At 60.9% G+C, this 21,314-nt stretch carries 23 protein-coding genes; 16 read left to right on the top strand and 7 right to left on the bottom strand.

Annotated elements, in window-relative coordinates:
* Positions 1–5: 5 nt before the first annotated feature.
* Positions 6–173 (bottom strand): LPS translocon maturation chaperone LptM, encoded by a 168-nt coding sequence (locus BFP96_RS29815; RefSeq protein ID WP_003195417.1) that lies wholly within the window; start codon positions 171–173, stop codon positions 6–8.
* Between the two features lie 238 nt (positions 174–411).
* On the opposite strand from BFP96_RS29815, the gene cyaY reads away from it, so the two are divergent.
* From cyaY to rnk, 3 genes are all read left to right on the top strand, one after another.
* A complete protein-coding gene (cyaY, locus tag BFP96_RS27185) occupies positions 412–744 on the top strand; it encodes an iron donor protein CyaY (protein WP_065886973.1) in 333 nt (110 codons plus the stop codon).
* A gap of 2 nt (positions 745–746) precedes the next feature.
* Positions 747–965 carry a DUF1289 domain-containing protein gene (locus tag BFP96_RS27180; protein ID WP_065893991.1) on the top strand — a complete coding sequence of 73 codons (219 nt, stop codon included), beginning with the start codon at positions 747–749 and terminating at the stop codon, positions 963–965.
* Between the two features lie 131 nt (positions 966–1,096).
* Positions 1,097–1,510, top strand: coding sequence for a nucleoside diphosphate kinase regulator (gene rnk / locus BFP96_RS27175; protein WP_065893930.1), 414 nt, complete (start codon positions 1,097–1,099; stop codon positions 1,508–1,510).
* On the opposite strand, the gene BFP96_RS27170 is transcribed toward rnk, so the two are convergent.
* The 3 genes from BFP96_RS27170 to BFP96_RS27160 all read right to left on the bottom strand — a co-directional run bounded on the left by BFP96_RS27170 (position 1,507) and on the right by BFP96_RS27160 (position 5,150).
* Entirely contained in the window at positions 1,507–4,347 is a 2,841-nt protein-coding gene (locus BFP96_RS27170) for a class I adenylate cyclase (protein WP_065893929.1), read from the bottom strand. The two genes, rnk and BFP96_RS27170, sit on opposite strands and share 4 nt — an antisense overlap.
* A 168-nt stretch (positions 4,348–4,515) precedes the next feature.
* Positions 4,516–4,770: a TIGR02647 family protein gene (locus BFP96_RS27165; RefSeq protein WP_065886976.1), complete on the bottom strand. Its 255-nt coding sequence runs from the start codon at positions 4,768–4,770 to the stop codon at positions 4,516–4,518.
* 95 nt (positions 4,771–4,865) lie between these two features.
* Positions 4,866–5,150 carry a hypothetical protein gene (locus BFP96_RS27160; protein WP_065898102.1) on the bottom strand — a complete coding sequence of 95 codons (285 nt, stop codon included), beginning with the start codon at positions 5,148–5,150 and terminating at the stop codon, positions 4,866–4,868.
* Between the two features lie 125 nt (positions 5,151–5,275).
* Between BFP96_RS27160 and BFP96_RS27155 the strand changes: the two genes are divergently transcribed.
* Complete coding sequence (locus tag BFP96_RS27155) at positions 5,276–5,935, top strand: glutathione S-transferase family protein (protein ID WP_065893927.1); 660 nt, start codon at positions 5,276–5,278, stop codon at positions 5,933–5,935.
* A gap of 470 nt (positions 5,936–6,405) precedes the next feature.
* On the opposite strand, the gene argH is transcribed toward BFP96_RS27155, so the two are convergent.
* Positions 6,406–7,800, bottom strand: coding sequence for an argininosuccinate lyase (gene argH / locus BFP96_RS27150; RefSeq protein WP_065886979.1), 1,395 nt, complete (start codon positions 7,798–7,800; stop codon positions 6,406–6,408).
* Between the two features lie 502 nt (positions 7,801–8,302).
* Here argH and BFP96_RS27145 point away from each other — a divergent pair.
* The 7 genes from BFP96_RS27145 (at position 8,303) to BFP96_RS27115 (ending at position 14,688) form a co-directional block, all read left to right on the top strand.
* Positions 8,303–9,049: a LytR/AlgR family response regulator transcription factor gene (locus tag BFP96_RS27145; RefSeq protein ID WP_065893926.1), complete on the top strand. Its 747-nt coding sequence runs from the start codon at positions 8,303–8,305 to the stop codon at positions 9,047–9,049.
* 137 nt (positions 9,050–9,186) lie between these two features.
* Positions 9,187–10,128 carry a hydroxymethylbilane synthase gene (gene hemC / locus BFP96_RS27140; RefSeq protein WP_065893925.1) on the top strand — a complete coding sequence of 314 codons (942 nt, stop codon included), beginning with the start codon at positions 9,187–9,189 and terminating at the stop codon, positions 10,126–10,128.
* A complete protein-coding gene (locus BFP96_RS31500; protein WP_065937390.1) occupies positions 10,125–10,883 on the top strand; it encodes a uroporphyrinogen-III synthase in 759 nt (252 codons plus the stop codon). The genes hemC and BFP96_RS31500 overlap by 4 nt, the downstream gene beginning before the upstream one ends.
* 18 nt (positions 10,884–10,901) lie before the next feature.
* Positions 10,902–12,017: a uroporphyrinogen-III C-methyltransferase gene (locus tag BFP96_RS31495; protein WP_065937389.1), complete on the top strand. Its 1,116-nt coding sequence runs from the start codon at positions 10,902–10,904 to the stop codon at positions 12,015–12,017.
* 5 nt (positions 12,018–12,022) lie between these two features.
* Positions 12,023–13,264, top strand: a complete 1,242-nt coding sequence (locus tag BFP96_RS27125; protein WP_065937388.1) for a heme biosynthesis protein HemY — start codon at positions 12,023–12,025, stop codon at positions 13,262–13,264.
* A gap of 237 nt (positions 13,265–13,501) precedes the next feature.
* Positions 13,502–14,053, top strand: coding sequence for a disulfide bond formation protein B (locus BFP96_RS27120; protein ID WP_065937387.1), 552 nt, complete (start codon positions 13,502–13,504; stop codon positions 14,051–14,053).
* A gap of 179 nt (positions 14,054–14,232) precedes the next feature.
* A complete protein-coding gene (locus BFP96_RS27115) occupies positions 14,233–14,688 on the top strand; it encodes an Rsd/AlgQ family anti-sigma factor (RefSeq protein ID WP_065898107.1) in 456 nt (151 codons plus the stop codon).
* A gap of 52 nt (positions 14,689–14,740) precedes the next feature.
* Here the strand turns inward: BFP96_RS27115 and BFP96_RS27110 are convergent, their stop codons facing one another.
* Positions 14,741–15,418, bottom strand: a complete 678-nt coding sequence (locus BFP96_RS27110; protein WP_065937386.1) for an FKBP-type peptidyl-prolyl cis-trans isomerase — start codon at positions 15,416–15,418, stop codon at positions 14,741–14,743.
* Positions 15,419–15,610: 192 nt separating this feature from the next.
* Between BFP96_RS27110 and BFP96_RS29795 the strand changes: the two genes are divergently transcribed.
* Positions 15,611–16,750: an AlgP family protein gene (locus tag BFP96_RS29795; RefSeq protein ID WP_083216703.1), complete on the top strand. Its 1,140-nt coding sequence runs from the start codon at positions 15,611–15,613 to the stop codon at positions 16,748–16,750.
* Here BFP96_RS29795 and BFP96_RS27095 read toward each other — a convergent pair.
* A complete protein-coding gene (locus BFP96_RS27095; protein ID WP_065937384.1) occupies positions 16,747–17,211 on the bottom strand; it encodes a TIGR02444 family protein in 465 nt (154 codons plus the stop codon). The genes BFP96_RS29795 and BFP96_RS27095 overlap by 4 nt on opposite strands.
* Before the next feature lie 50 nt (positions 17,212–17,261).
* Between BFP96_RS27095 and BFP96_RS27090 the strand changes: the two genes are divergently transcribed.
* The 4 genes from BFP96_RS27090 to BFP96_RS27075 all read left to right on the top strand — a co-directional run.
* Complete coding sequence (locus BFP96_RS27090) at positions 17,262–19,172, top strand: ATP-binding cassette domain-containing protein (RefSeq protein WP_065937383.1); 1,911 nt, start codon at positions 17,262–17,264, stop codon at positions 19,170–19,172.
* Complete coding sequence (locus BFP96_RS27085) at positions 19,172–19,744, top strand: mechanosensitive ion channel family protein (protein ID WP_065937382.1); 573 nt, start codon at positions 19,172–19,174, stop codon at positions 19,742–19,744. Before BFP96_RS27090 ends, BFP96_RS27085 begins: the two co-directional genes overlap by 1 nt.
* A gap of 87 nt (positions 19,745–19,831) precedes the next feature.
* Entirely contained in the window at positions 19,832–20,464 is a 633-nt protein-coding gene (locus tag BFP96_RS27080; protein WP_065886993.1) for a LysE family transporter, read from the top strand.
* Positions 20,465–20,575: 111 nt separating this feature from the next.
* A partial coding sequence (locus BFP96_RS27075; RefSeq protein ID WP_139113456.1) for a c-type cytochrome occupies positions 20,576–21,314 on the top strand: 739 nt, incomplete at its 3' end.

Raw genomic sequence — 21,314 nt, 5'->3', positions numbered from 1 at the left:
ATCCCTTAGTAAGTGTCGTGCTTGTGCGCTTTGGACGGCTTTTGCGACGACTGCGCCTGTTCGTTCGGGTCTTTGCTGTCGTCAGGCAGGTACAGCGGTCCTTTCTGACCACAGGCACTGACGAGGCAAGCAACCGCGACGAGCGCAGCAAGGGAAGAGATCAGGCGCTTCATGGCGAAATCCTTGAATATGCATTAATTGCGCCCGAGTATACCGACCACCTGCCGGCTTGCCTATGCGCTGGAATACCCGTCCGGCGGGGGTTTGCCGAGATAGTCGGGAAGCGGGCTACGTTGGTTGAGGATATTTCATACCGCCATCTATGATGAAATCGGTATCCTTTGCAATCGGCGGGGCGCGTCCGTATCGTGCGGCGCTTGAGCAAAACCAGACACTTTCGAGGTTGCCACAATGAGTTTGACCGAAGCCCGTTTTCACGACCTGGTGGATGCGACCCAGCAGGCGCTGGAAGATATTTTCGACGACAGCGGTTTGGACGTGGACCTGGAAAACTCGGCCGGCGTGCTGACGGTCAAGTTCGAAAACGGCACTCAGTTGATCTTCAGCCGTCAGGAACCGTTGCGGCAGTTGTGGCTGGCGGCACGTTCCGGTGGTTTTCACTTCGACTACAACGAAGAAGACAACAATTGGCAATGCGATAGCAGCGATGAGCTGCTCAGCGAGATGCTGGCGCGTCTGGTTCTGGAACAATCCGGCGCCGAGCTGGATTTCGACGAGATTTGACCGTGAGCCAGTCCGCACCCACGCGCCCGCCCAAGCCGCTGTTCAGCAATGTCAGCCCGGCGGTGCCGTCACCTTGTATCAGTTTATGTCGCCTGGACGAGCAGAAAGTCTGCCTCGGCTGTTTCCGCCATGTGGAAGACATCCGCGAATGGCGCTCCGCCGACGATGAGCGGCGCCGGGTGATCTGTGCCGAGGCCGAGCAGCGCCGAGCCCAGGCCTGAAGTCGTCTTGTTTATTTGTGACGCTGTGGTAGTGTCCGGGTACGCCTCAACTCATCGAGGCCCGTGAGAACCCCGCCTTTTCCTGGCGGGGTTTTGCTTTTTTGTGCAGAAAAAAGGAGTCTGCCTGAATCATGACCACCGCACCGTCCATCATTCTCACCCGTCTTGACGTGCAGCGTCTGGAGCAACTGATCGACCGCCTGGGCGACGAGTTTCCCGGTGTCGAAGCGTTGCAACACGAACTCGACCGCGCCGAAGAAGTGGTTGGCCACGATGAGGTGCCTGCGGGTGTCGTGACCATGAACTCCAGCGTGCATTGCCGTGAGCAAGGCAGCGGCAAGGATTACCACCTGACCCTGGTTTACCCGAAAGACGCGAACGCCGATGAAGGCAAGATCTCGATCCTGGCACCGGTGGGCAGCGCGTTGCTCGGCCTGCAAGTGGGCCAGCATATTGACTGGCCTGCACCGGGCGGCAAGACCCTCAAGCTTGAGTTGCTGAGTGTCGAAGGCCAGCCCAAGGATGGCGGCGCCTTTGCGCTTTAAATCTGCTTCAGCGCCTGATTGAGCGCGAGCTCAAGCTCCGCCTTGTAGCGCAGGTACAGATTGCTCGGGCTTTGCACGTCGCCAAGCAGGCCCGATAGATCCAGATCGGTGATGTAGCAACGGTAACGCTCGGTTTCCCGGCGCTGCCCGACGATTTCCCGGGCGACTACCGCAAACAGCTGGTCGCCAAACTCCAATTCGGAAAATTCCCGCTGATTGCAGTACAGCGTGATACCCACCTGCCCGGGCGCCGCCCTGGCGATAATCGCCTGCACGTCATAGAACGGCTGGTTGGCGCGGTTTTGCGGAGCCGGCCTTGGCTCAACGAGACGAGCGCGGGCATTGCCCGACGGCAGCAGTTGGTAATACGCGATCTGCACTTCGCCCAACGGCTGTTGGGTGTCCAGAGCCGATAGTGCTTCGCGGCGATAGATGATCGAGAGCAGAAAACGCTGCAGCGGTGCCAGCAGGCTTTGCTCATCATGGAACGGCAAACGCTGCTGCCAGAGTGCATTGAACTCGTCGAGCACATACAGTTCGGCAAATTCTTCATGGACCCGGTAGAACACCTGTATGCAACCGGCCGCACCCATGGGCAGCAGCAGCGCCAGGTCGTGATCTTCCAGGGCCATGGCGTCCAGGTGCCAGGGGCTGTAACTGGCCAGCTCTTCGCTGAGGTAGGCGATCAATGCGTCCTGGGTCGGCAGCGGTACATGGGTGGCTTGGCCGGGGATCAACTCCATGACGTGATAGTGCTGCTGCACCTGGAGCAGGTAGCGGTGATTGCCCTGGCCGAGCAGCAGGTTCTGCGCGGTGTCGAATACCTCTTCCACACGCTGGGCAATGAACTGCGCTCGGTTGTGACAGAAGCAACGCACGCGCAACCGTGGCAAATGATCCGACGGCAGTTGGTTGAGGTAGTCGCGCAGGCAGTCGAGCAGCGCATGGGGCCCGTCGTAGCGGCTGACCATCACCTCGTTCCAGCTATTGAGCGTGACCTGGTCCAGGGTCAGTACCAGGTTCTCACGCACGCCGGCATAACTCAGCGAGTCGGTACGCTCGGTGGTCATCAGAATATTCAGGTCGCGGTGATGCTTGAGCGGGTCGACGCCGACGTTGATCAGCAACAGCACTTCTTCGGGCACCGCCGAGCGTAACAGGCGGGTTTCATCGACGCTGGCCATGGGCAGGGCGATAGTCTGCTGCAGGCTGCCCAGCAGGTTGAACAGCTCGAACTCGGTCATGTCGCTGGCGCCCGGGTGCAGCGCCAGGCGCGTACTGCTGTCGATCACCCCGTTGCGATGGCACCAGGTAAGCATTTCCAGCAGGTCGCGGCTGCGCTTGATGGGGGCGAAATGCTCCCATTCCAGTGCGGTGAGGTTGCCGTTATACAGGCCCCAATGGTGCTGCCCCGGCTCCTTGCGGTTGGGTGAGTGCACCAGGGTCAAGGTGTCTTCGGCCAGGTCCGGGGCAATGCCGGGGTTGATGAACTCGACCTTGCCGGCCTTGCGTTCAAAGGCTGCGTACAAGCGCCGGCCCAGTACATTGAGGTCGCGCCGGTTGATCGGGCTGACGGTCTGTTCCGTGCGGGCGAACTGGGTGAGGAAGCGATAACTGTAGTTCAGTTCGTTGACCAGGGCGCGGCGCTCGGAGGCGACCTGACGCACTTTCCATTGGCTGCGGCTGTCCAGCAGGGCCAGTTGGCGCTGGTCCCAGTCCCATTCATGGGCCAGGCGTTCCAGCAGCAGTCGTTGCCAACTGGCAATGCGCTGGCCGGCGCTGAGCTTGCGGTTGACCTTCAGGTACAGGCTGCGCCGTACCAGTTCCAGGCGCTCCGGTTCATTGCGGGCCTTGAGGTATTCCTCGATGCGGCGGTAGACCACGATGTAAGGGTCCAGCTCATCCAGGTCCATCTGATTGGCAAACACCGCGCGCTTGAAGCGCAGGCTCAGGCACTGCACGTTGGGGTGCTCGCTGGCATAGACCTCGGTCAGCAGCAGCTTGAGCACCGATTTATAGGGCGATTCGATGCCCTTGAACAATTGCCACAGCCCGGCACCGATGAACTCCCCTGGAGGGATGTGCGCCAGATGGCCGAGATCCAGGGTTTCGTCGGCGCGGATGAAACGTTTGGTGAGCAGCGCGTGGGTGAACTCGGCGTAGCGGCTTTCTTCATACACCGGCACCAGCCACCAGATCGGCGTGCGCCCGGCCAGCCAGATTGCGGTGCGGTAGAACTCATCCAGCAGCAGGTAGTGCTGAGTGGTCCCGCAATCGTCGGAGCTCAGTTGCGTGTCCCGTTCACCCAGCACAAAGCGTGTCGGTTCAATCAGGAAGAAGTGCGCCTCGGCGCCCATGGTCTGGGCCCAGGCTTCCAGCAGTTGGCACTTCTTGCGCAGCTCGACCAGCTCGTTGTCACTCAGGTCGGGCGCGTGGCATACCCACACGTCCATATCGCTTTGATCCGCCTGGGCCAGCGTGCCCAGGCTGCCCATCAGGAACAGGCCGTGAATGGGCGTTGGCGGGTTGCCGCGACGGGCTTTGTAGGAGAACGAGCGGGTCAGGCGCTGGGCTTCGGTCAGGGCCTGGGTGTCGGGTTCGAAATTCGACAGACCTGCTGGCGTACTGCCTGATACATAGCCGGGCAGCAGCGGATGGTTGACGTGAAAAAACAGTGGCAACAGGGTCAGCACGCTCTGCTGGCGCGGTGTCAGCCCTTCGATCGCCCGGGCCATACGCCCTTCGTTGAGGGCCATGAAACGCGCGCGCAATTGGGCCAGCACCTTGCGGTCGATGCCTTCGTCCAGGTCGGGGCGGATTTCATGGGTGCGGGTCATGTCGAACTCGGTGGCTCGCAGGGCCCGACGTGGGCGGCCGTGTAGGAGTTTACAGACAGTCGCGTAGGAGTTTTAGAGGAAATGGACGTTGGCTGCAGAATTTTGTGAGCTGCGCAGCAACGCCCGTGGAATCCGCAGAGGGCGGACTCCATGGGCGGGGATCAGGGGTCAGGCGGCTTCTTTGGTGGAGGCGGTGGTCAAGATAGTCAGCAAGGTCTGGGCTTGCTCGGCGGCGTCCCGGCCAAGGCTGGTCAGGTAGCCTCCGTCCGGTTGGTCGATAAGCCCTTTGGCATGGAGGCGCCTGGCAGCGGCAACGGCAGTGGGAGCGGCGGTCTGATGGACTTTCAGACCCTCCTTGGTGCTGTCCAGGGGGAAGAGTACAAGGATTTCCAGTTCGGCAACCAACTCAGGGGTATACGACATAAGGACTCCAGACGTTCTAAAATTTATTAGAGGCTAGCAGGCCATAAGGTGAACGCACTTTGCCGAACTGTCCAGCGTGTTGCAGCGCGGCCGGATTATTCCTTTTCAGGCGGCAGCTCGGGCAGTGCCCGCAGCGCGGTTTCATACCATTGGGTATCAAAGGCGCGGTCCTCATCCAGCATCGCGTCGATCTCGAAAGCCAGCACGTGGGCCATGAGATTCAGGATCTCTTCTCGCTCATAACCGACCAGCGTCAGCTTGTTGAACGTGGCCTTGGCCGCCGGCGGGTTGTCGCTGTCGATCTGGTTCTCGATGGCCTGGATCAGCGTGCTTTCGGTGAATTCTTCTTCGTCATTGTCGATATCGGTCGGCTCGCTCATGGCAGGCTCCTCAAGGAAAGGGCGCCAGTCTAACGCCATTCAGGTCGCTGATGCTGCTGGCCAGTCCCAGCCTCAGCGTCTATAACGCTTGCAGCCAACCCCGCACCCGGCCTGGAGGCTTTGCGATGCTCAAGCTTTATGGATTTTCGGTCAGCAACTACTACAACATGGTCAAGCTGGCGCTGCTGGAGAAAGGGCTGCCTTTCGAAGAGGTGCCTTTTTACGCAGGACAAACGCCTGAAGCCCTGGCGGTGAGCCCACGAGGCAAAGTGCCCGTGCTGGGTGTCGAGCAAGGCTTCATCAACGAAACCAGCGTGATCCTCGAATACCTCGAGCAGACACAGGAAGGGCCTGCGCTGCTGCCAGCCGATCCGTTCCAACGTGCCCAGGTGCTGGCGTTGTGCCGGGAAATCGAGCTGTATATCGAATTGCCGGCGCGGGCGTGCTTCGCCGAAGCCTTTTTTGGCATGACGGTGCCGGAGGCGATCAAGGAAAAATCCCGCGCTGAATTGTTGCTGGGGGTCGGTACGTTAGGCCGGCACGGTAAATTCGCGCCCTATGTGGCGGGAGAGCACTTCACGATTGCCGATCTGTATTTCATGTACAGCTTGAATCTGGCCTGTGGGGTAGGCGAAAAGCTGTTCGGACTGGACCTGCTGGCGCAGTTGCCGCAAGCGAAGGCGTTGCTGGGGCGATTGAACGAGATGCCCAATGCGCAAAAGGTCGAGGCGGACAGGCTGGCGGCGATGCCGGGATTTCTGGCGATGATTGCAGCAAGGAAATAATCAGATGTGGGAGGACACTTCCCCCCGATAGCATAGGTATCTACACACCTGCGTAGCACTTAACCGTAACCACGATGCGAAGCGAGCCGCTCTTGATCTGGCTTTTGATCTTGATCTGCTTGTGATCCTAGGCGCCCCGTTAAACCACGCTGGCCGAACGCAGGCTTGAATCCGTGGGTAACCCGGCAGGACGCCGGGTTAGCCGCACTGGGCCATGGATGGCCCATTGCGGCGGCCCACGGATTCAAGCCTGCGTTCGGGCACACCGAGCATTAGCGAGGTGCCGAGTGGTGGGGCAAGAGCGTTTTGCTTACTTTTGCGCTTTTCAAAAGTGAGCCGCTGTAAAAGCGGAACCATTAGCAGCCGTTACCGCAGAAACGGATATGTACTCGGTCCAATCCAACATCCCGGCCAGCCCAGAGGCCGCCATCGGGGGCAAGTCGAATCGTCGCACCGCCCCCCCACATTTTTTAGCGACTGGCGAGCAGTGCCTGGCCACGCACGACTGCGGCCTTCACCTGCGCCGGCGCAGTGCCGCCGATGTGATTACGGGCATTCACCGAGCCTTCCAGGGTCAGCACGGCAAATACGTCCTGCTCGATCTGGTCGCTGAACTGGCGCAGTTCTTCCAGGCTCATTTCCGCCAGGTCCTTGCCGGTGTCCACGCCGTACTTCACGGCATGGCCAACGATTTCATGGCAGTCGCGGAAGGGCAGGCCACGACGCACCAGGTAGTCGGCCAGGTCGGTCGCGGTGGAGAAACCACGCAAGGCCGCTTCGCGCATGATCGCATGCTTGGGCTTGATCGCCGGAATCATGTCGGCAAACGCACGCAGTGAATCGCGCAGCGTGTCGGCGGCGTCGAACAGCGGTTCCTTGTCTTCCTGGTTGTCCTTGTTGTAGGCCAGCGGCTGGCCTTTCATCAGGGTCAGCAGGCCCATCAGCGCGCCGAATACGCGGCCGCTCTTGCCACGTACCAGTTCGGGAACGTCGGGGTTTTTCTTTTGCGGCATGATCGAGCTGCCGGTGCAGAAACGGTCCGGCAGGTCGATGAACTGGAATTGCGCGCTGGTCCACAGCACCAGCTCTTCGGAAAAGCGCGACAGGTGCATCATCGCAATGCTGGCGGCGGCGCAGAATTCGATGGCGAAGTCGCGGTCCGACACGCCGTCCAGGGAGTTACCGCCCACGGCATCGAAGCCCAGCAACTGCGCGGTGTACTCGCGGTCGATCGGGTAGGTGGTGCCGGCCAGCGCGGCGCTGCCCAGTGGCATGCGGTTGGCGCGCTTGCGGCAATCGACCAGGCGCTCGTAATCGCGGCTGAGCATTTCGAACCAGGCCAGCAGGTGGTGGCCGAAGGTCACAGGCTGAGCGGTCTGCAGGTGCGTGAAGCCGGGCATGATGGTGTCCGATTCGCGCTCGGCCTGTTCCAGCAAACCTTTCTGCAGGCGGGTGATTTCAGCCAGGATCAGATCGATTTCATCGCGCAGCCACAGGCGGATATCGGTGGCCACCTGGTCGTTACGGCTGCGACCGGTGTGCAACTTCTTGCCGGTCACACCGATGCGATCGGTCAGGCGTGCCTCGATATTCATGTGCACGTCTTCCAGGTCGACGCGCCAGTCGAACGTGCCGGCTTCGATCTCGCCCCGGATGGTGGTCAGGCCTTCGATGATGCTGTCGCGCTCGGCATCGGTCAGCACGCCGACCTTGGCCAGCATGGTGGCATGGGCGATGGAGCCCATGATGTCGTGGCGGTACAGGCGCTGGTCGAAGTTGACGGAGGCGGTGAAGCGCGCGACGAAGGCGTCGACGGGTTCACTGAAGCGGCCGCCCCAGGACTGGTTGGTCTTGTCGGTGCTCATGAATTCGCTCGTGATCTGCTTAAAAAAGGCGTGAAGGTGTGCCGCCGATAATAACAGGGTTGTTCGCGGACGCGATGGTGCGGGTGGACGGCAATTTTATTTGTACAAAGGATGGCTAAGTGCCTTGCCGCCGATCGCATCCAGGACGAGACTGGGAGCAGGCCGTTATTGAAACGATATTTGACGATTGAGCAATATCGTTCCAGCGAGCGTCTACAGTTGGACTGAGAGTGTGTGAATGCACCAAAGTCGGGTGATGCGGTCAGAGCCCAGACTATCCATTAAATACGGGGGTATTCGGATTGTGTATCAGCAAACCCTATGACAATGCGCGAAGTTGGCGGGTCTTGGGCGCTATTGAACAGGTCCGGGTAAATTTGGGTGCCACTCCAAGGGCACTTTTTGCCGCTTGCGCCAGTCTTAGCGTGGATCGCTGTGACGTAAGTCACCGCACCTGTCTACGCTATCCTTGTGCGAGACTCACGCAGGAATCCAGCGCAATATGAATGTCCTGATCGTTGATGACGAACCCCAAGCCCGCGAGCGACTGAGCCGTCTGGTCAGTGAAATCGAGGGTTATACAGTCCTTGAACCGAGCGCCACCAGCGGCGAAGAGGCGTTGACGCTGATCGACAGCCTCAAGCCGGATGTGGTGTTGCTCGATATCCGCATGCCGCTCCTCGATGGCCTGCAAGTCGCTGCCCGTCTGAGCGAGCGCGAATCGCCACCGGCCTTGGTGCTGTGCGCGGCACAGGAAGAGTTTTCTGCACAGACGCTCGAAGAAAGCGGTGTGAGTTTTCTCGTCAAGCCGGTGGCCGGCGACGCATTGCTCAAGGCGTTGAAGAAGGCCGAGCGTCCCAGTCGCGCCCAGCTCGCAGCCCTGACCCAACCGGCTGCCCAGAGTGGCAATGGCCCCCGCAGCCATATCAGCGCACGCACCCGCAAGGGCATCGAGCTGATTCCCCTCGCTCAGGTGGTCTATTTTATCGCCGACCATAAATACGTGACCTTGCGTCACGAAGCGGGCGAAGTGTTGCTCGATGAGCCGCTCAAGGCCCTGGAGGATGAGTTCGGCGACCGCTTTGTGCGCATCCATCGCAATGCGCTGGTGGCTCGCGAGCGAATCGAGCGCTTGCAGCGCACGCCTCTTGGCCACTTCCAGCTCTTTCTGAAGGGGCTCAACGGCGATGCCCTGATCGTCAGTCGGCGCCATGTCGCCGGCGTGCGCAAGATGATGCAGCAGCTCTAGCCAGGGGCGGTGGCGAGCTCTGCAGTTCCTATCCCGGTGTGATGCGGCCAGGGAGGCCCCGCACTTGCTGATTCAAATCAAAGCGTATTTGCCTGAGCTGTTATTATCTGCCGTATCTATTCAGTACGGATTGATCCATGTCTTCTCGCGAAATCCGCATCGCCACCCGTAAAAGCGCCCTGGCCTTATGGCAGGCCGAGTACGTCAAAGCACGTCTTGAACAGGCTCATCCTGGCCTCAGGGTGACCCTGGTGCCCATGGTCAGTCGCGGCGACAAGCTGCTGGACTCGCCGCTGTCGAAAATTGGCGGCAAGGGTCTGTTCGTCAAGGAGCTGGAAACCGCGCTGCTGGAAAATGAAGCAGACATCGCTGTGCATTCGATGAAAGACGTGCCCATGGACTTCCCTGAAGGGTTGGGCCTTTTTTGCATCTGTGAGCGGGAAGACCCGCGCGACGCCTTTGTTTCCAACACTTACGCATCCCTGGATGAATTGCCCCTGGGCAGTATCGTGGGCACCTCGAGCCTGCGTCGCCAGGCCCAATTGCTGACCCGTCGACCCGACCTGCAGGTCCGCTTCCTGCGTGGCAACGTCAACACGCGCCTGGCCAAGCTCGATGCGGGCGAGTATGACGCGATCATCCTCGCCGCCGCCGGCCTGATCCGCCTGGGCTTCGAAGACCGCATCACCCGCGCAATCAGCGTCGAAGACAGCCTGCCGGCCGGCGGGCAGGGCGCGGTCGGCATTGAATGCCGTACCGCCGACAGCGAAATTCACGCACTGCTCAAGCCGCTTGACCACGCGGACACCGAAGTTCGTGTCACAGCCGAGCGAGCCCTGAACAAGCACCTCAACGGTGGCTGCCAGGTACCGATCGCCTGCTATGCCGTGCTCGAAGGTGAAAACCTGTGGTTGCGTGGCCTGGTAGGCGACCCGGAGGGCGGCACGTTGCTGACCGCCGAGGTGCGCGGTCCACAACGCGACGCCACGGCCCTGGGCATCCAGGTCGCCGAGGAACTGTTGGACAAGGGCGCTGGCGCCATTCTGCAAAAAATCTACGGCGAGGCCGGCCCGCAGTGACCCAGTGGCGAGTGCTGCTGACACGGCCTGCCGAAGAATCGGCAGCCCTGGCGGCGACATTGTCCGATGCGGGAATATTCAGCAGCGAACTGCCGTTGCTGGAGATCGAAGCCTTACCGGTCACGCCGGAACAACAGGCGGTCCTTGGGGCGCTGCAGCGCTATTGCGCAGTAATCGTGGTAAGCAAACCGGCGGCGCGTCTTGCCTTGCAACAATTGACCGCGCCCTGGCCGCGACTGCCGTGGTTCAGTGTGGGGGCCGCCACGGCACAGGTACTGGCCGATCAGGGTTTGGATGTCCACTATCCGCCAACGGGTGACGACAGCGAGGCCTTGCTTCAATTGCCGGCCTTGCGCGAGGCTATCGCATGCCCCGGTGCCAGGGTATTGATCCTGCGCGGCGAGGGCGGCCGGGAGTTGCTCGCAGAGCGTTTGCGCGAGCGAGGTGTTAGTGTCGACTACCTGGAGTTGTACCGCCGTTTTCTCCCGGCCTACGACGCGGGCGCACTCACCCAACGCATCCAGTTGGAACGCTTGAACGGCCTGGTGGTCAGCAGTGGGCAGGGTTTTCTACACTTGCAGGCCCTGGCCGGCTCCGATTGGCCTGAGGTGGCGAAGCTGCCGTTGTTTGTGCCCAGTCCGCGCGTCTACGAGATGGCGCGGGCCGCTGGCGCAGAAAAAGTTGTGGATTGTCGAGGCGCGAGTGCCTCGGCTTTGTTAGTGGCGTTAGGGAGCAATCCCGTTCCCACTCTCTGATACGCAAAGGACGGATACGTGAGCGAAACAGCCTTGCCTAAAGATGAAGCTCAGCCCGCGCTTGATGCGCCGGTCGGGACACCGGTCACCGCGCCACGCCGTGGCAATGGCCTGGCGGTCGTCGCGTTGCTGCTTGGCGCTGCCGGTGTTGCCGCCGGCGGCTGGGGGATCTGGCAGGTCCGTGCCCTGCAAGCCAGCAGCCAGCAGCAACTGGGTCAGGTGCAGACCCTCGATGACCAATCCCAGAGCCTCAAGCAGAGCCAGCAACAATTGGCCGCCCGCCTGGCGCAATTGCCCGGCGCGGATGAGCTGGAAGAGCGTCGACGCCTGGTTGCCCAGTTGCAGGGTGATCAGCAGCGCCTGAACCAGCGTCTGGAAACCGTATTGGGCGCCAGCCGCAAGGATTGGCGCCTGGCTGAGGCCGAGCATCTGATTCGTCTGGCCAGCTTGCGTCTGTCGGCTTTGCAGGACATCAACAGCGCCCAGTCGCTGGTCCAGGGTGCCGACGAAATTCTTCGTGAGCAAAGCGACCCAGGCGTGTTCGCCGCCCGTGAGCAACTGGCCAAGAGCCTGGCGGCTTTGCGCAGCACCGAACAACCGGACCGCACCGGCTTGTACCTGCAGTTGGCGGCGTTGCGCGACCAGGTGGTGCAATTGGCGGCTGTCGCTCCGGAGTATCAACTCACCGAGTCCGGTTCCCAGGGCCGTCCCAGCAGCGATACGGGTAATCAGTTGAGCCAATGGTGGGAACAGATCTCCCGTTATTTCCGTATCGACTTCAACCCGGATGACAACATTCGTCCGCTGCTGGCGGGCCAGGGGTTGAATCAGGTGCGCCTGGCCTTGAGCCTGGCGCTGGAGCAGGCACAGTGGGCAGCGCTCAACGGCGAGTCGGCGGTGTATAGCCGTTCGCTGGGCGAAGCGCGTAGCGTGTTGCAGGATAACTTCAACCAGGACAACCCGCAGAGCAAGGCGATGCTGGCGCGTATCGCCGAGCTTGAGCCCAAGGCCGTTTCGGTGGTGACGCCTGACCTGGCCGCAAGCCTGGCGGCCGTGCAGGCGTACCTCGAGCGCCGCCATTTGTCTGCCGACGAAGCCAAGGCTTCGGCTGCCAAGCCTGCGACCCAGGAGTAGAACCGATGAAGCGCTTCTATGTGATCCTGGTGCTGGCAATTGCGATCGCCCTGGCGCTGGCCGTGGGCATTTCCAAACACACCGGCTACGTGCTGATTACCTATCCCCATTTGCTGCATTACGAGTCCAGCCTGTGGGCCACATTGGTGGCGGTGTTCGCCATAGGCCTGGCGATCTACCTGATCCGAGTGCTGTTGGGTCTGGTCAGCGTTTCCGGCGGTGTGGTCAACCCGTGGTCGCGGCGCAATCGCAGCCGCCGTGTGCAAGTTGCAATCGAGCAAGGCCAGATGGACCTTGCCGAAGGCCGCTGGGCCAGTGCCGAACGCCACCTGCACCGTGCTGCCGAGGCGGAGCGCCAGCCATTGCTGTACTACCTCGGCGCGGCACGTGCGGCCAACGAGCTGGGCCGTTACGAGGCATCGGATGCTTTGCTGGAGCGCGCCCTGGCTCGCCAGCCCCAGGCGGAGCTGGCCGTTGCCTTGAGCCATGCGCAACTCCAGATGGACCGTGGCGATACGGAAGGTGCCCTGACCACCCTGCAGGCCATGCACGAGCGCCATCCCCACAACGCCCAGGTCCTGCGACAGTTGCAGCGATTGCACCAGCAGCGTGGCGATTGGTCGTCGGTGATTCGCCTGTTGCCCGAACTGCGTAAAGACAAGGTGTTGCCGGCCAGCGAGCTGGCTGAATTGGAGCGTCGGGCCTGGGGAGAAAACCTTGGCCTGGCGGCCCAGCGTGAGGAGCATGGCGAAGCCGGCTTGCAGTCCCTTGACCGCGCATGGGAGCAATTGACTTCAGCCCACCGCCAGGAGCCACAACTGGTGTTGGCTTATGCCGATCAACTGCGTCGACTGGGCGCCGATGCCAGGGCCGAGGAAGTGCTGCGCGGAGCAATCAAGCGCAGTTATGACAGCCACCTTATTCGGCTCTATGGCCTGCTGCGCGGCAGCGACCCGGCCCGTCAGCTGAAGTTTGCCGAAGGCTGGCTGAAGGATCATCCTGGCGATGCCAGCCTGTTGCTGACGCTGGGTCGTCTCTGCCTGCAGAACAGTCTGTGGGGAAAGGCCCGGGATTATCTGGAAAGCAGCCTGCAGGTGCAGCGCAATCCCGAAGCCTGTGCCGAATTGGCCCGTTTGCTGGCCCAATTGGGTGATACCGAGCGCAGCAACCGGCTGTTCCAGGAAGGCTTGGGGTTACTCGATAATCGTCTACTGGCCTCACCCTTGCCAGCACCGGCGCAAGCTTGAAGTAGGAAAGTGTTCACGGGTTGGCTCAGATCTATCTGTCAGCCAACCCTTTAACCCTTTGTAATTACTGAGCTTAAGTAGGCCTGTAATCAATTCTTACGTGTTGTAGGGCGATTTCCTCCGTGTGTTGACGGAATCTCCTTGTCTCTTCGCGGAATTGTCCGCTCCAAGGCGTATTGAAAGGGATCGGGCCTTTCCTCTACCGTAGCGACCTATCTCTTGCGGTGCGGATAAACAATGTCTTTGGCCCCTTTACGCTCCTTGTTTGTCCTGGCGTTCATGGCCGGTGCGCTGACGTTGGGCGTGTCTTTCTATCTGGAATATGGTGCGCTGTTACAGCCCTGCTTTTTGTGCCAGGTACAACGGTTGTTTCTCGCCGTCTTTGTACTGATCAACCTGATCGCCGCCCTGCATAATCCTGGCCGCGCAGGCGTGTGCCTATATGGGCTGGCGAGTATCGGGTGTGCATTATTCGGCGCCGTCACCGCCGGGCGCCAAGTGCTGCTGCAGAACACTACGTCGGATCAGATGCCCAACTGCTGGCCAAGCCTGGACTACATGATTGAGCACCTGTCGTTCTGGCGGGCTGTCCAGTCAGTCTTCAAGGGATCGGTCGACTGCGTCGAAATCAATTGGACGCTATTTGACCTCAGCGTTCCGGAGTGGAGCCTGCTGTTTTTCCTGGCGATGCTGATTCTGTGGAGCACACTGCTTTCCCGGTTGTTGCCTGGCCGGCGTCACGTATCACAAAGCGAGGAAAATTCTGTTCATGTGGTAGGACGGGATTAAACGCTTGTATGAACTTTCTCTCCTGCGTACCTTGAAGCCATAGTGATGCGGGCATAATCTGGCCCGCACGCGTTATCGAAACCGCTTGTCAGACGCGACCTCGTCCGATTGCCGCTTCAACCCTGAAGCATTGCGCGGGCACGGTGCAGCAGCGTCCCCTATAGGGAAGAGAGATCATCATGTTGGAACGTTGCAAGAATGCTCGCGAACGCTGGGGTGGCGTGCACACACTGATCGATAAGTGGTTGGATGCGCGTCGCAAATTGGTTCTGGCTTTTGATGAGTTGGGGGCCGAGCCTGGAGCGCTGGCCGAGAAACGTGAGCCGTTGCAGGACTTCTGTGTCGTACTGGTGGATTACGTTTCTGCCGGTCACCTGAGTATCTACACGCAACTCACCAAGGAAGCGGAAGCCTTCGAGGACAAGCGCGGTCTTGAGTTCGCTGAGACCCTTTACCCGCGCATTGATGTGATTACCGAAAAGCTGCTGGCTTTTAACGATCTGTGCGATGAAGGCAAGTGTGTCGCGGAAAAATTCAAAGAGCTGGGTGGTCTGTTGCATGAGCGTTTCGAGCTTGAAGATTGCCTGATCGAAGTGCTGCACAACGCCCACAAAGAAGAGCCTGCTCAGGTCTGATCGGGGCAATGCGATAAAAAACGGTGCGCTTGACGCACCGTTTTTTTATGCGTCAGTGGCGGGTCCCGAGTAACTCGATGTCGAAGACAAGGGGTGTGTAGGGCGCAATCAATTCGCCTGCGCCGTCCGCGCCGTAGGCTTGGGCCGAGGGGATTACCAGACGCCATTTCGCGCCGGTGGGCATCTGCTGCAATGCACTGCGCCAGCCACTGATCACGCTGTCCAGGCGAAACCACTGGGGTTGTGTGCTCTGGTCAAACACGCTTCCATCGGGCAGCCGACCCACATATTTCACCTGCACCTCATCAGTTGCCAACGGCTTGGTGCCGGTGCCCGGCGTCAACTCGGTGAGCAGGATGCCGTCCGCCAACTCACGCACACCCTTTGAAGCTTTTTCCTTCGACAAAAATTGCTGTTCGGCGGCGAGTGCTTTTTCGCTCTGCGGCGCTGGGTTGTCTGTGGCGTTCTGTGCTTCGTGCTGTGCAAGAATCTGTTCGATGCGCGCATTGTCCAGTGCCAATGGTTTGCCCTGGTAGGCTTGTTTAAGTCCATCGATCAGGGCCTGGATCTGCAAGTCGGGGACCTCCTGGCGCAAGCGTTCTCCGAGGCTGGCGCCCAGGCTGTAGGCGAGGTCATGCTGATCTTGGACAGCGGTTTTTGGCGGCGATTGCTCGTCCGCATGGGCGCTGGAAATCGCCAGGGCAAGCACTACGAAAAGGTAACGCGACATGGGTGTCCTCCCGCCTGAAGTGCGACGGATTATGCCAGCGTAAATGGCTGAGCAGTGGTGCGCTTTTCTGTTATATCGATAAGAATTTTCGTACGTTGCAACGCAACGCAAACGATACTGTCAACATGCCCTAGCGGCGGTAAGAGCAGAGGGCTAGTATGAGCCGCACCCACGTCAGCCAGGAGGTAAACCATGTCGGCCAAACAGAAGCCTGTAAATACCCCGTTGCACTTACTCCAACAATTGTCGGGCAGCCTGCTCGAACATCTGGAAAGCGCTTGTTCCCAAGCCTTGGCCGATGCAGAAAAACTGCTCGCCAAACTGGAAAAACAACGCGGCAAAGCGCAAGAAAAGCTGCACAAATCCCGCACCAAACTGCAAGACGCCGCCACTGCCGGCAAGGCCAAGGCACAAGCCAAGGCCAAAGACGCTGTTAAAGAACTTGAGGACCTGCTGGACGCCCTCAAGGATCGCCAAGCCGAAACCCGCAGCTACATTTCCCAACTCAAAAAAGACGCTCAGGAAAGCCTGAAACTGGCTCAGGGCGTTGGTCGTGTGAAGGAAGCTGTCACCAAGGCGCTGGGTACTCGTACTCCGGCTAAAGCTGTCGCAGCCAGCGCGGCCAAGAAGCCGGCGAGCAAGGCTGTTGCAGCGAAGGCACCGGCTAAAACGGCCGCCAAGCCAGCTGCTAAAACCGCTGCTGCAAAACCAGCCGCCAAGCCTGCTGCCAAAACCGCTGCTGCCAAACCAGCCGCCAAGCCAGCTGCCAAAACCGCTGCTGCCAAACCAGCCGCCAAGCCAGTCGCTAAAACCGCTGCTGCCAAACCAGCCGCCAAGCCAGCCGCTAAAACCGCTGCTGCCAAACCAGCCGCCAAGCCAGCCGCTAAAACCGCTGCTGCAAAACCGGCCGCTAAGCCAGCTGCTAAATCTGCTGCTGCCAAACCAGCCGCTAAGCCAGCCGCTAAAACTGCTGCTGCCAAACCAGCCGCCAAGCCAGCCGCTAAAACCGCTGCTGCAAAACCAGCCGCCAAGCCAGCTGCCAAAACCGCTGCTGCCAAACCAGCCGCCAAGCCAGCTGCCAAAACCGCTGCTGCAAAACCGGCCGCCAAGCCAGCCGCTAAAACCACTGCTGCCAAACCAGCCGCCAAGCCAGCTGCAAAACCGGCCGCAAAACCCGCTGCCAAGCCTGCTGCGGCAAAGCCAGCACCTGCAAAGCCAGCAACTCCCGCAGCAACTGCCGCTACCCCGGCAGCGTCCTCCGCGCCAGCCGCATCCGTCGGCAGCGCTGCTGCACCGGCAGCGCCAAGCGTCACCCCAACCAGCGCTTCCTAAGCGCGGGTGACCATGACGCGCAGCTGCTGCAGCGCGTTGTGGTCAAGGTTGGCGGCTTCGGTCGCCAGACCTTCAAGCCATTCCTGTCGACCTGTCACCTCGTTGCTCGACCATGACTGTGCCAGCGCTTCCAGGCGCATCAGCAAGGCTCGCTCGGCCTCCAGCTCCAAGGCCTTGACCTGCTCTCGCAATTCAGCCAGATGCGCATCCTGCTGTGCCATCGCCCGCCATTGCACACGTACCGCCCGCAAGGGTTCGACGACGTGCATCCGCCACGGCCGCGCAAGCTGTTGCAGTGCCACAACGCGCTCGGGCAGCCGCGCCACACCCCGTTGTTCCAGCCACGCACCACACAGCAGCAGGCACACATCCGCTCCCTGTTCCTGCAACCGCAGGCAAGCGGCCTCCACACCGGGGCGGGCATAAGTCGAGAGGGCAAAGCTCCACAGGTCAGCGCACATATTCACACCCAAGCCAGCGGTCAACGAAGCTGGTAGACTCCGCCGCCATTATGATCCGACTTCAAAGCCTAACATTACAGCGTGGCCCGCAACGTCTTCTTGAAGATGCCGAGCTGACCCTGCACGCCGGTCACAAAGCCGGCCTGATCGGTGCCAACGGCGCCGGAAAATCCACGTTGTTTGCCCTGTTGCTGGGTGAGCTGACCCCGGATTCCGGGGACTGCCTGCTGCCGGCCGACTGGCGTATCGCCCATATGCGCCAGGAGATCGACACCCTGGACCGCATCGCAATCGACTACGTGCTCGATGGCGACCTGCGCCTGCGCCAGGTACAGCACGACCTCGCCGCGGCGGAAACAGCCCAGGACGGCGCCGCCCAGGCGCGCCTGCACTCGGAACTCGACAGCGCCGACGGCTACACCGCCGACGCCCGCGCCCGCAAGATGCTGGCCGGCCTGGGTTTTACCAACGAACAGATGGATCGCCCGGTCGCCGACTTCTCCGGCGGCTGGCGCATGCGCCTGAACCTGGCCCAGGCGCTGATGTGTCCCTCGGACCTGTTGCTGCTCGACGAACCGACCAACCACTTGGACCTCGATGCGATCCTGTGGCTGGAAGACTTCCTCAAGAACTACCAGGGCACCTTGTTGCTGATTTCCCACGACCGGGATTTCCTTGACGCCGTGGTCGACAATATCGCCCATGTCGAACAGAAGAAAATCACGCTCTACCGTGGCGGCTATACCGCCTTCGAGCGCGCCCGTGCCGAGCGTCTGGCCCAACAGCAGCAAGCGTTCGAGAAGCAACAGGCGCAGCGCGCGCACATGGAAAGCTACATCGCCCGGTTCAAGGCCCAGGCCACCAAGGCCCGCCAGGCCCAGAGCCGGATCAAGGCCCTTGAGCGCATGGAAGAGCTGTCGGCGGCCCACGTCGATTCGCCGTTCGACTTCGTGTTCCGTGAGTCGGTGAAAATCTCCAGTCCCCTGCTCGACCTGTCGGATGCGCGCCTGGGTTATGGCGACAAGACCGTCCTGGAGAAGGTCAAGCTGCAGCTCATACCCGGCGCGCGGATCGGTTTGCTGGGGCCTAACGGCGCGGGCAAGTCGACGCTGATCAAGAATCTGTCGGGCGAGCTTGAGCCTTTGGCCGGGCGCCTGACCCGTGGCGAGAACACGGTGGTGGGTTACTTTGCCCAACATCAACTGGACTCGCTCGATGCCAAGGCCAGCCCGTTGTTGCACCTGCAGCGCCTGGCGCCGAGCGAACGCGAGCAAACCCTGCGCGACTTCCTCGGAGGCTTCGACTTCCGTGGTGCGCGCATCGACGAGCCGGTGCTGAACTTCTCCGGTGGTGAAAAAGCCCGACTGGCCCTGGCCCTGATTGCATGGGACCGCCCGAACCTGTTGCTGCTCGACGAACCGACCAACCACCTGGACCTGGAAATGCGCCTGGCGCTGACCATGGCCCTGCAGGAATTCAGCGGTGCAGTATTGGTGGTGTCTCACGACCGCCATCTGCTCAAGAGCACCACCGATAATTTCCTGCTGGTGGCCGATGGCAAGGTCGAAGAGTTCGATGGCGACCTGGACGACTATGCGCGCTGGCTGACTGACTATCGTCTGCGCAATGCGCCGGTCAGCAACACCCCGGTCAACCCGGACAAGACCGACAAGAAAGCCCAGCGCCAGGCCGCCGCCGCACTGCGTCAGCAGTTGGCCCCGCACAAGCGCGAAGCCGACAAGCTGGAGGCCGAGCTGGGCAAGGTGCATGAGCGCCTGGCCAGGATCGAAACCAGCCTGGGCGACAGCGCCGTGTATGAGGCCGCGCGCAAGGATGAATTGCGTGACTTGCTGGCCGAACAGGCCAGGCTCAAGGTGCGCGAGGGGCAATTGGAGGAGTCCTGGATGGAAGCCCTCGAACTGCTTGAAACCCTTCAGGCGCAGCTCGAGGCGCTGTCCTGATGGACGCGTTGCAACTGCCCTTGCCGGCGCAATGGATCGAACCTGTGTGGATCGGCGTGCAAATCCTGCTGATCCTGCTGGCCGGCTACCTTTCCCAGCGTTTTGTCGCCAAAGGCCTGACCCGCCTGGGTGAGCGCTATCCGTTCCCGCCGCAGTTGCTGATGCCGCTGCGGGGTGGCCTGCGCTGGGTGATCATGGGCAGCGCGCTGATCTTCGTGTTGGGCCGCCTGGGTGTATCTGCCACGGTGCTGTGGACGGCGCTGTCAGGCTTTGTGGCCGTGGCGGCAGTGGCGTTCTTCGCCATGTGGTCCGTGCTGTCCAATTTGCTGTGCGCCATTTTGATCTTCACCGTGGGTCCGTTTCGCCTCGGCGATATCGTCGAACTGGTGGACACCGTCGACAAGCCCGGCGTGAAGGGGCGCGTGGTGGCGATCAATCTGCTCTATACCACGCTGATCGAGGTGCAGGAGGCCGGCACCGACAGTGCGATGGTGCAAGTGCCCAACAGCTTGTTCTTTCAGCGTTCGGTACGGCGCTGGCCTGGTACGCACGTGTTCCCTGGCGACCGCTAGAATCATATCTTGTAAAAATTTATAGCCAGCCTTTGGTCGCCGGAGTTAGCTTAAGGCACAACCACAAACTCCCTTTCGAGGTGTGCTATGGCACTCGACACGTGGCTGGCTTTTCTCGTGGCCAGCTGGATCATTTCCCTTTCCCCCGGCGCAGGCGCCATCGCCTCGATGTCCAGCGGTCTGCAGTACGGTTTTGTACGCGGCTACTGGAACGCCATTGGCCTGCAACTGGGCCTGGCGATGCAGATTGCCGTGGTGGCGGGCGGCCTGGGGGCGATTCTGGCGACGTCATCGACCGCGTTCTATGCGATCAAATGGTTCGGGGTGGCGTACCTGGTGTACCTGGCCATCAAGCAATGGCGCGCCTTGCCGCTGGACATGACCGATGACGCGGCGATACGTCCGATCGGCAAGCCGCTGGCGATGATGTTCCGCGGGTTCCTGGTCAACGCCAGCAACCCCAAGGCGCTGGTGTTCATGCTCGCGGTGTTGCCGCAGTTCGTGAATCCACAGGCGCCGTTGGCGATTCAGTACCTGATCATCGGTGCGACGATGATCAGCGTCGACATGATCGTGATGGCCGGTTACACGGGTCTGGCCTCGAAAGTCCTGCGCCTGCTGCGCTCGCCCAGACAGCAGAAGCGTGTAAACCGTACGTTCGCCGGGCTGTTCGTCGGTGCCGCCGGTTTTCTCGCCAGCCTGCATCGCGCGACGGCCTGACTGAAGAAACTGGATCAAAATGTGGGAGGGGCGTGACGAAATAACACCTTGAGTCAAATCGGTTAAAGCTCAACAATAGTGTTACTTCGTATTTCCACCTGAGATTCATTCATGACTGCCCCTTTCCGCTTTCTCGCCTGGCTGATGCTGCCGGTGTTGATGTCGTGCAGCTTCAATCTATGGGCCGCGACCGCCGAAGGCGCACCACAGGCTCTGCATTTGCTCGATTACATCGGCGCCGACTACCCGCCGACGGTAGAGGCGGGCAAGGTGGTGGACGACTCGGAATACCGCGAGCAGGTGGAGTTCCTGGGCGTGCTGCAGGGTCTGGTCGCGCAACTGCCGGAAAAACCCGAACGCGCCGAGTTGATAAAGGGCGTCGATGAGTTGCTGGCGGCCGTCACTGCCCATGCAGACGGCGCAACTGTCGCCCGCCAGGCGCGTCAGTTGGGCGCCAAACTGGCAGTGGCGTATGAAGTCAGCCAGGCGCCGGCGATCACTCCAGATCCCACGCGCGGTGCGCCGCTCTACGCACAGCACTGTTCGGTGTGCCACGGTACTGCTGGCGCCGGCGATGGCCCGGCCGCCATGGGCATGACACCGCCGCCGGCTAACCTGCGCGATGCCACGCGACTGGATCGCCTGAGCCTGTATGCGATCTACAACACCCTGGGCCTGGGTGTCGAAGGCACCGACATGCCATCCTTTTCCGATCAGTTGGATGACCGTCAGCGTTGGGACCTCGCCACGTACATCGCAGGTTTCACAGCGGACCCGGCTGCGGCCAAGAGCGAACAGCCCTTCAACCTCGCCGACTTGGCGCGCCAGACGCCCAACGAAGTGCTGGCGG

The organism is Pseudomonas sp. 34 E 7, from assembly GCF_900005715.1.
GTDB classification, from domain to species: domain Bacteria; phylum Pseudomonadota; class Gammaproteobacteria; order Pseudomonadales; family Pseudomonadaceae; genus Aquipseudomonas; species Aquipseudomonas orientalis_A.
Note: the sequence above shows the minus strand (reverse complement) of the source record. Positions and strands in the feature narration are given on the sequence as shown.

Bases quoted from the DNA above. Each gene is read 5' to 3' on its own strand.
- BFP96_RS27170 (WP_065893929.1), bottom strand. From the start codon at position 4,347: ATGACCCGCACCCATGAAATCCGCCCCGACCTGGACGAAGGCATCGAC.
- BFP96_RS27125 (WP_065937388.1), top strand. From the start codon at position 12,023: ATGAAGCGCTTCTATGTGATCCTGGTGCTGGCAATTGCGATCGCCCTG.
- rnk (WP_065893930.1), top strand. From the start codon at position 1,097: ATGACCACCGCACCGTCCATCATTCTCACCCGTCTTGACGTGCAGCGT.
- BFP96_RS29815 (WP_003195417.1), bottom strand. From the start codon at position 173: ATGAAGCGCCTGATCTCTTCCCTTGCTGCGCTCGTCGCGGTTGCTTGC.
- BFP96_RS27110 (WP_065937386.1), bottom strand. From the start codon at position 15,418: ATGTCGCGTTACCTTTTCGTAGTGCTTGCCCTGGCGATTTCCAGCGCC.
- BFP96_RS29795 (WP_083216703.1), top strand. From the start codon at position 15,611: ATGTCGGCCAAACAGAAGCCTGTAAATACCCCGTTGCACTTACTCCAA.
- BFP96_RS27155 (WP_065893927.1), top strand. From the start codon at position 5,276: ATGCTCAAGCTTTATGGATTTTCGGTCAGCAACTACTACAACATGGTC.
- BFP96_RS27165 (WP_065886976.1), bottom strand. From the start codon at position 4,770: ATGTCGTATACCCCTGAGTTGGTTGCCGAACTGGAAATCCTTGTACTC.
- argH (WP_065886979.1), bottom strand. From the start codon at position 7,800: ATGAGCACCGACAAGACCAACCAGTCCTGGGGCGGCCGCTTCAGTGAA.
- BFP96_RS27160 (WP_065898102.1), bottom strand. From the start codon at position 5,150: ATGAGCGAGCCGACCGATATCGACAATGACGAAGAAGAATTCACCGAA.
- BFP96_RS27095 (WP_065937384.1), bottom strand. From the start codon at position 17,211: ATGTGCGCTGACCTGTGGAGCTTTGCCCTCTCGACTTATGCCCGCCCC.
- BFP96_RS27120 (WP_065937387.1), top strand. From the start codon at position 13,502: ATGTCTTTGGCCCCTTTACGCTCCTTGTTTGTCCTGGCGTTCATGGCC.
- cyaY (WP_065886973.1), top strand. From the start codon at position 412: ATGAGTTTGACCGAAGCCCGTTTTCACGACCTGGTGGATGCGACCCAG.
- BFP96_RS27115 (WP_065898107.1), top strand. From the start codon at position 14,233: ATGTTGGAACGTTGCAAGAATGCTCGCGAACGCTGGGGTGGCGTGCAC.
- BFP96_RS27080 (WP_065886993.1), top strand. From the start codon at position 19,832: ATGGCACTCGACACGTGGCTGGCTTTTCTCGTGGCCAGCTGGATCATT.
- BFP96_RS27090 (WP_065937383.1), top strand. From the start codon at position 17,262: ATGATCCGACTTCAAAGCCTAACATTACAGCGTGGCCCGCAACGTCTT.
- hemC (WP_065893925.1), top strand. From the start codon at position 9,187: ATGTCTTCTCGCGAAATCCGCATCGCCACCCGTAAAAGCGCCCTGGCC.
- BFP96_RS27145 (WP_065893926.1), top strand. From the start codon at position 8,303: ATGAATGTCCTGATCGTTGATGACGAACCCCAAGCCCGCGAGCGACTG.
- BFP96_RS27085 (WP_065937382.1), top strand. From the start codon at position 19,172: ATGGACGCGTTGCAACTGCCCTTGCCGGCGCAATGGATCGAACCTGTG.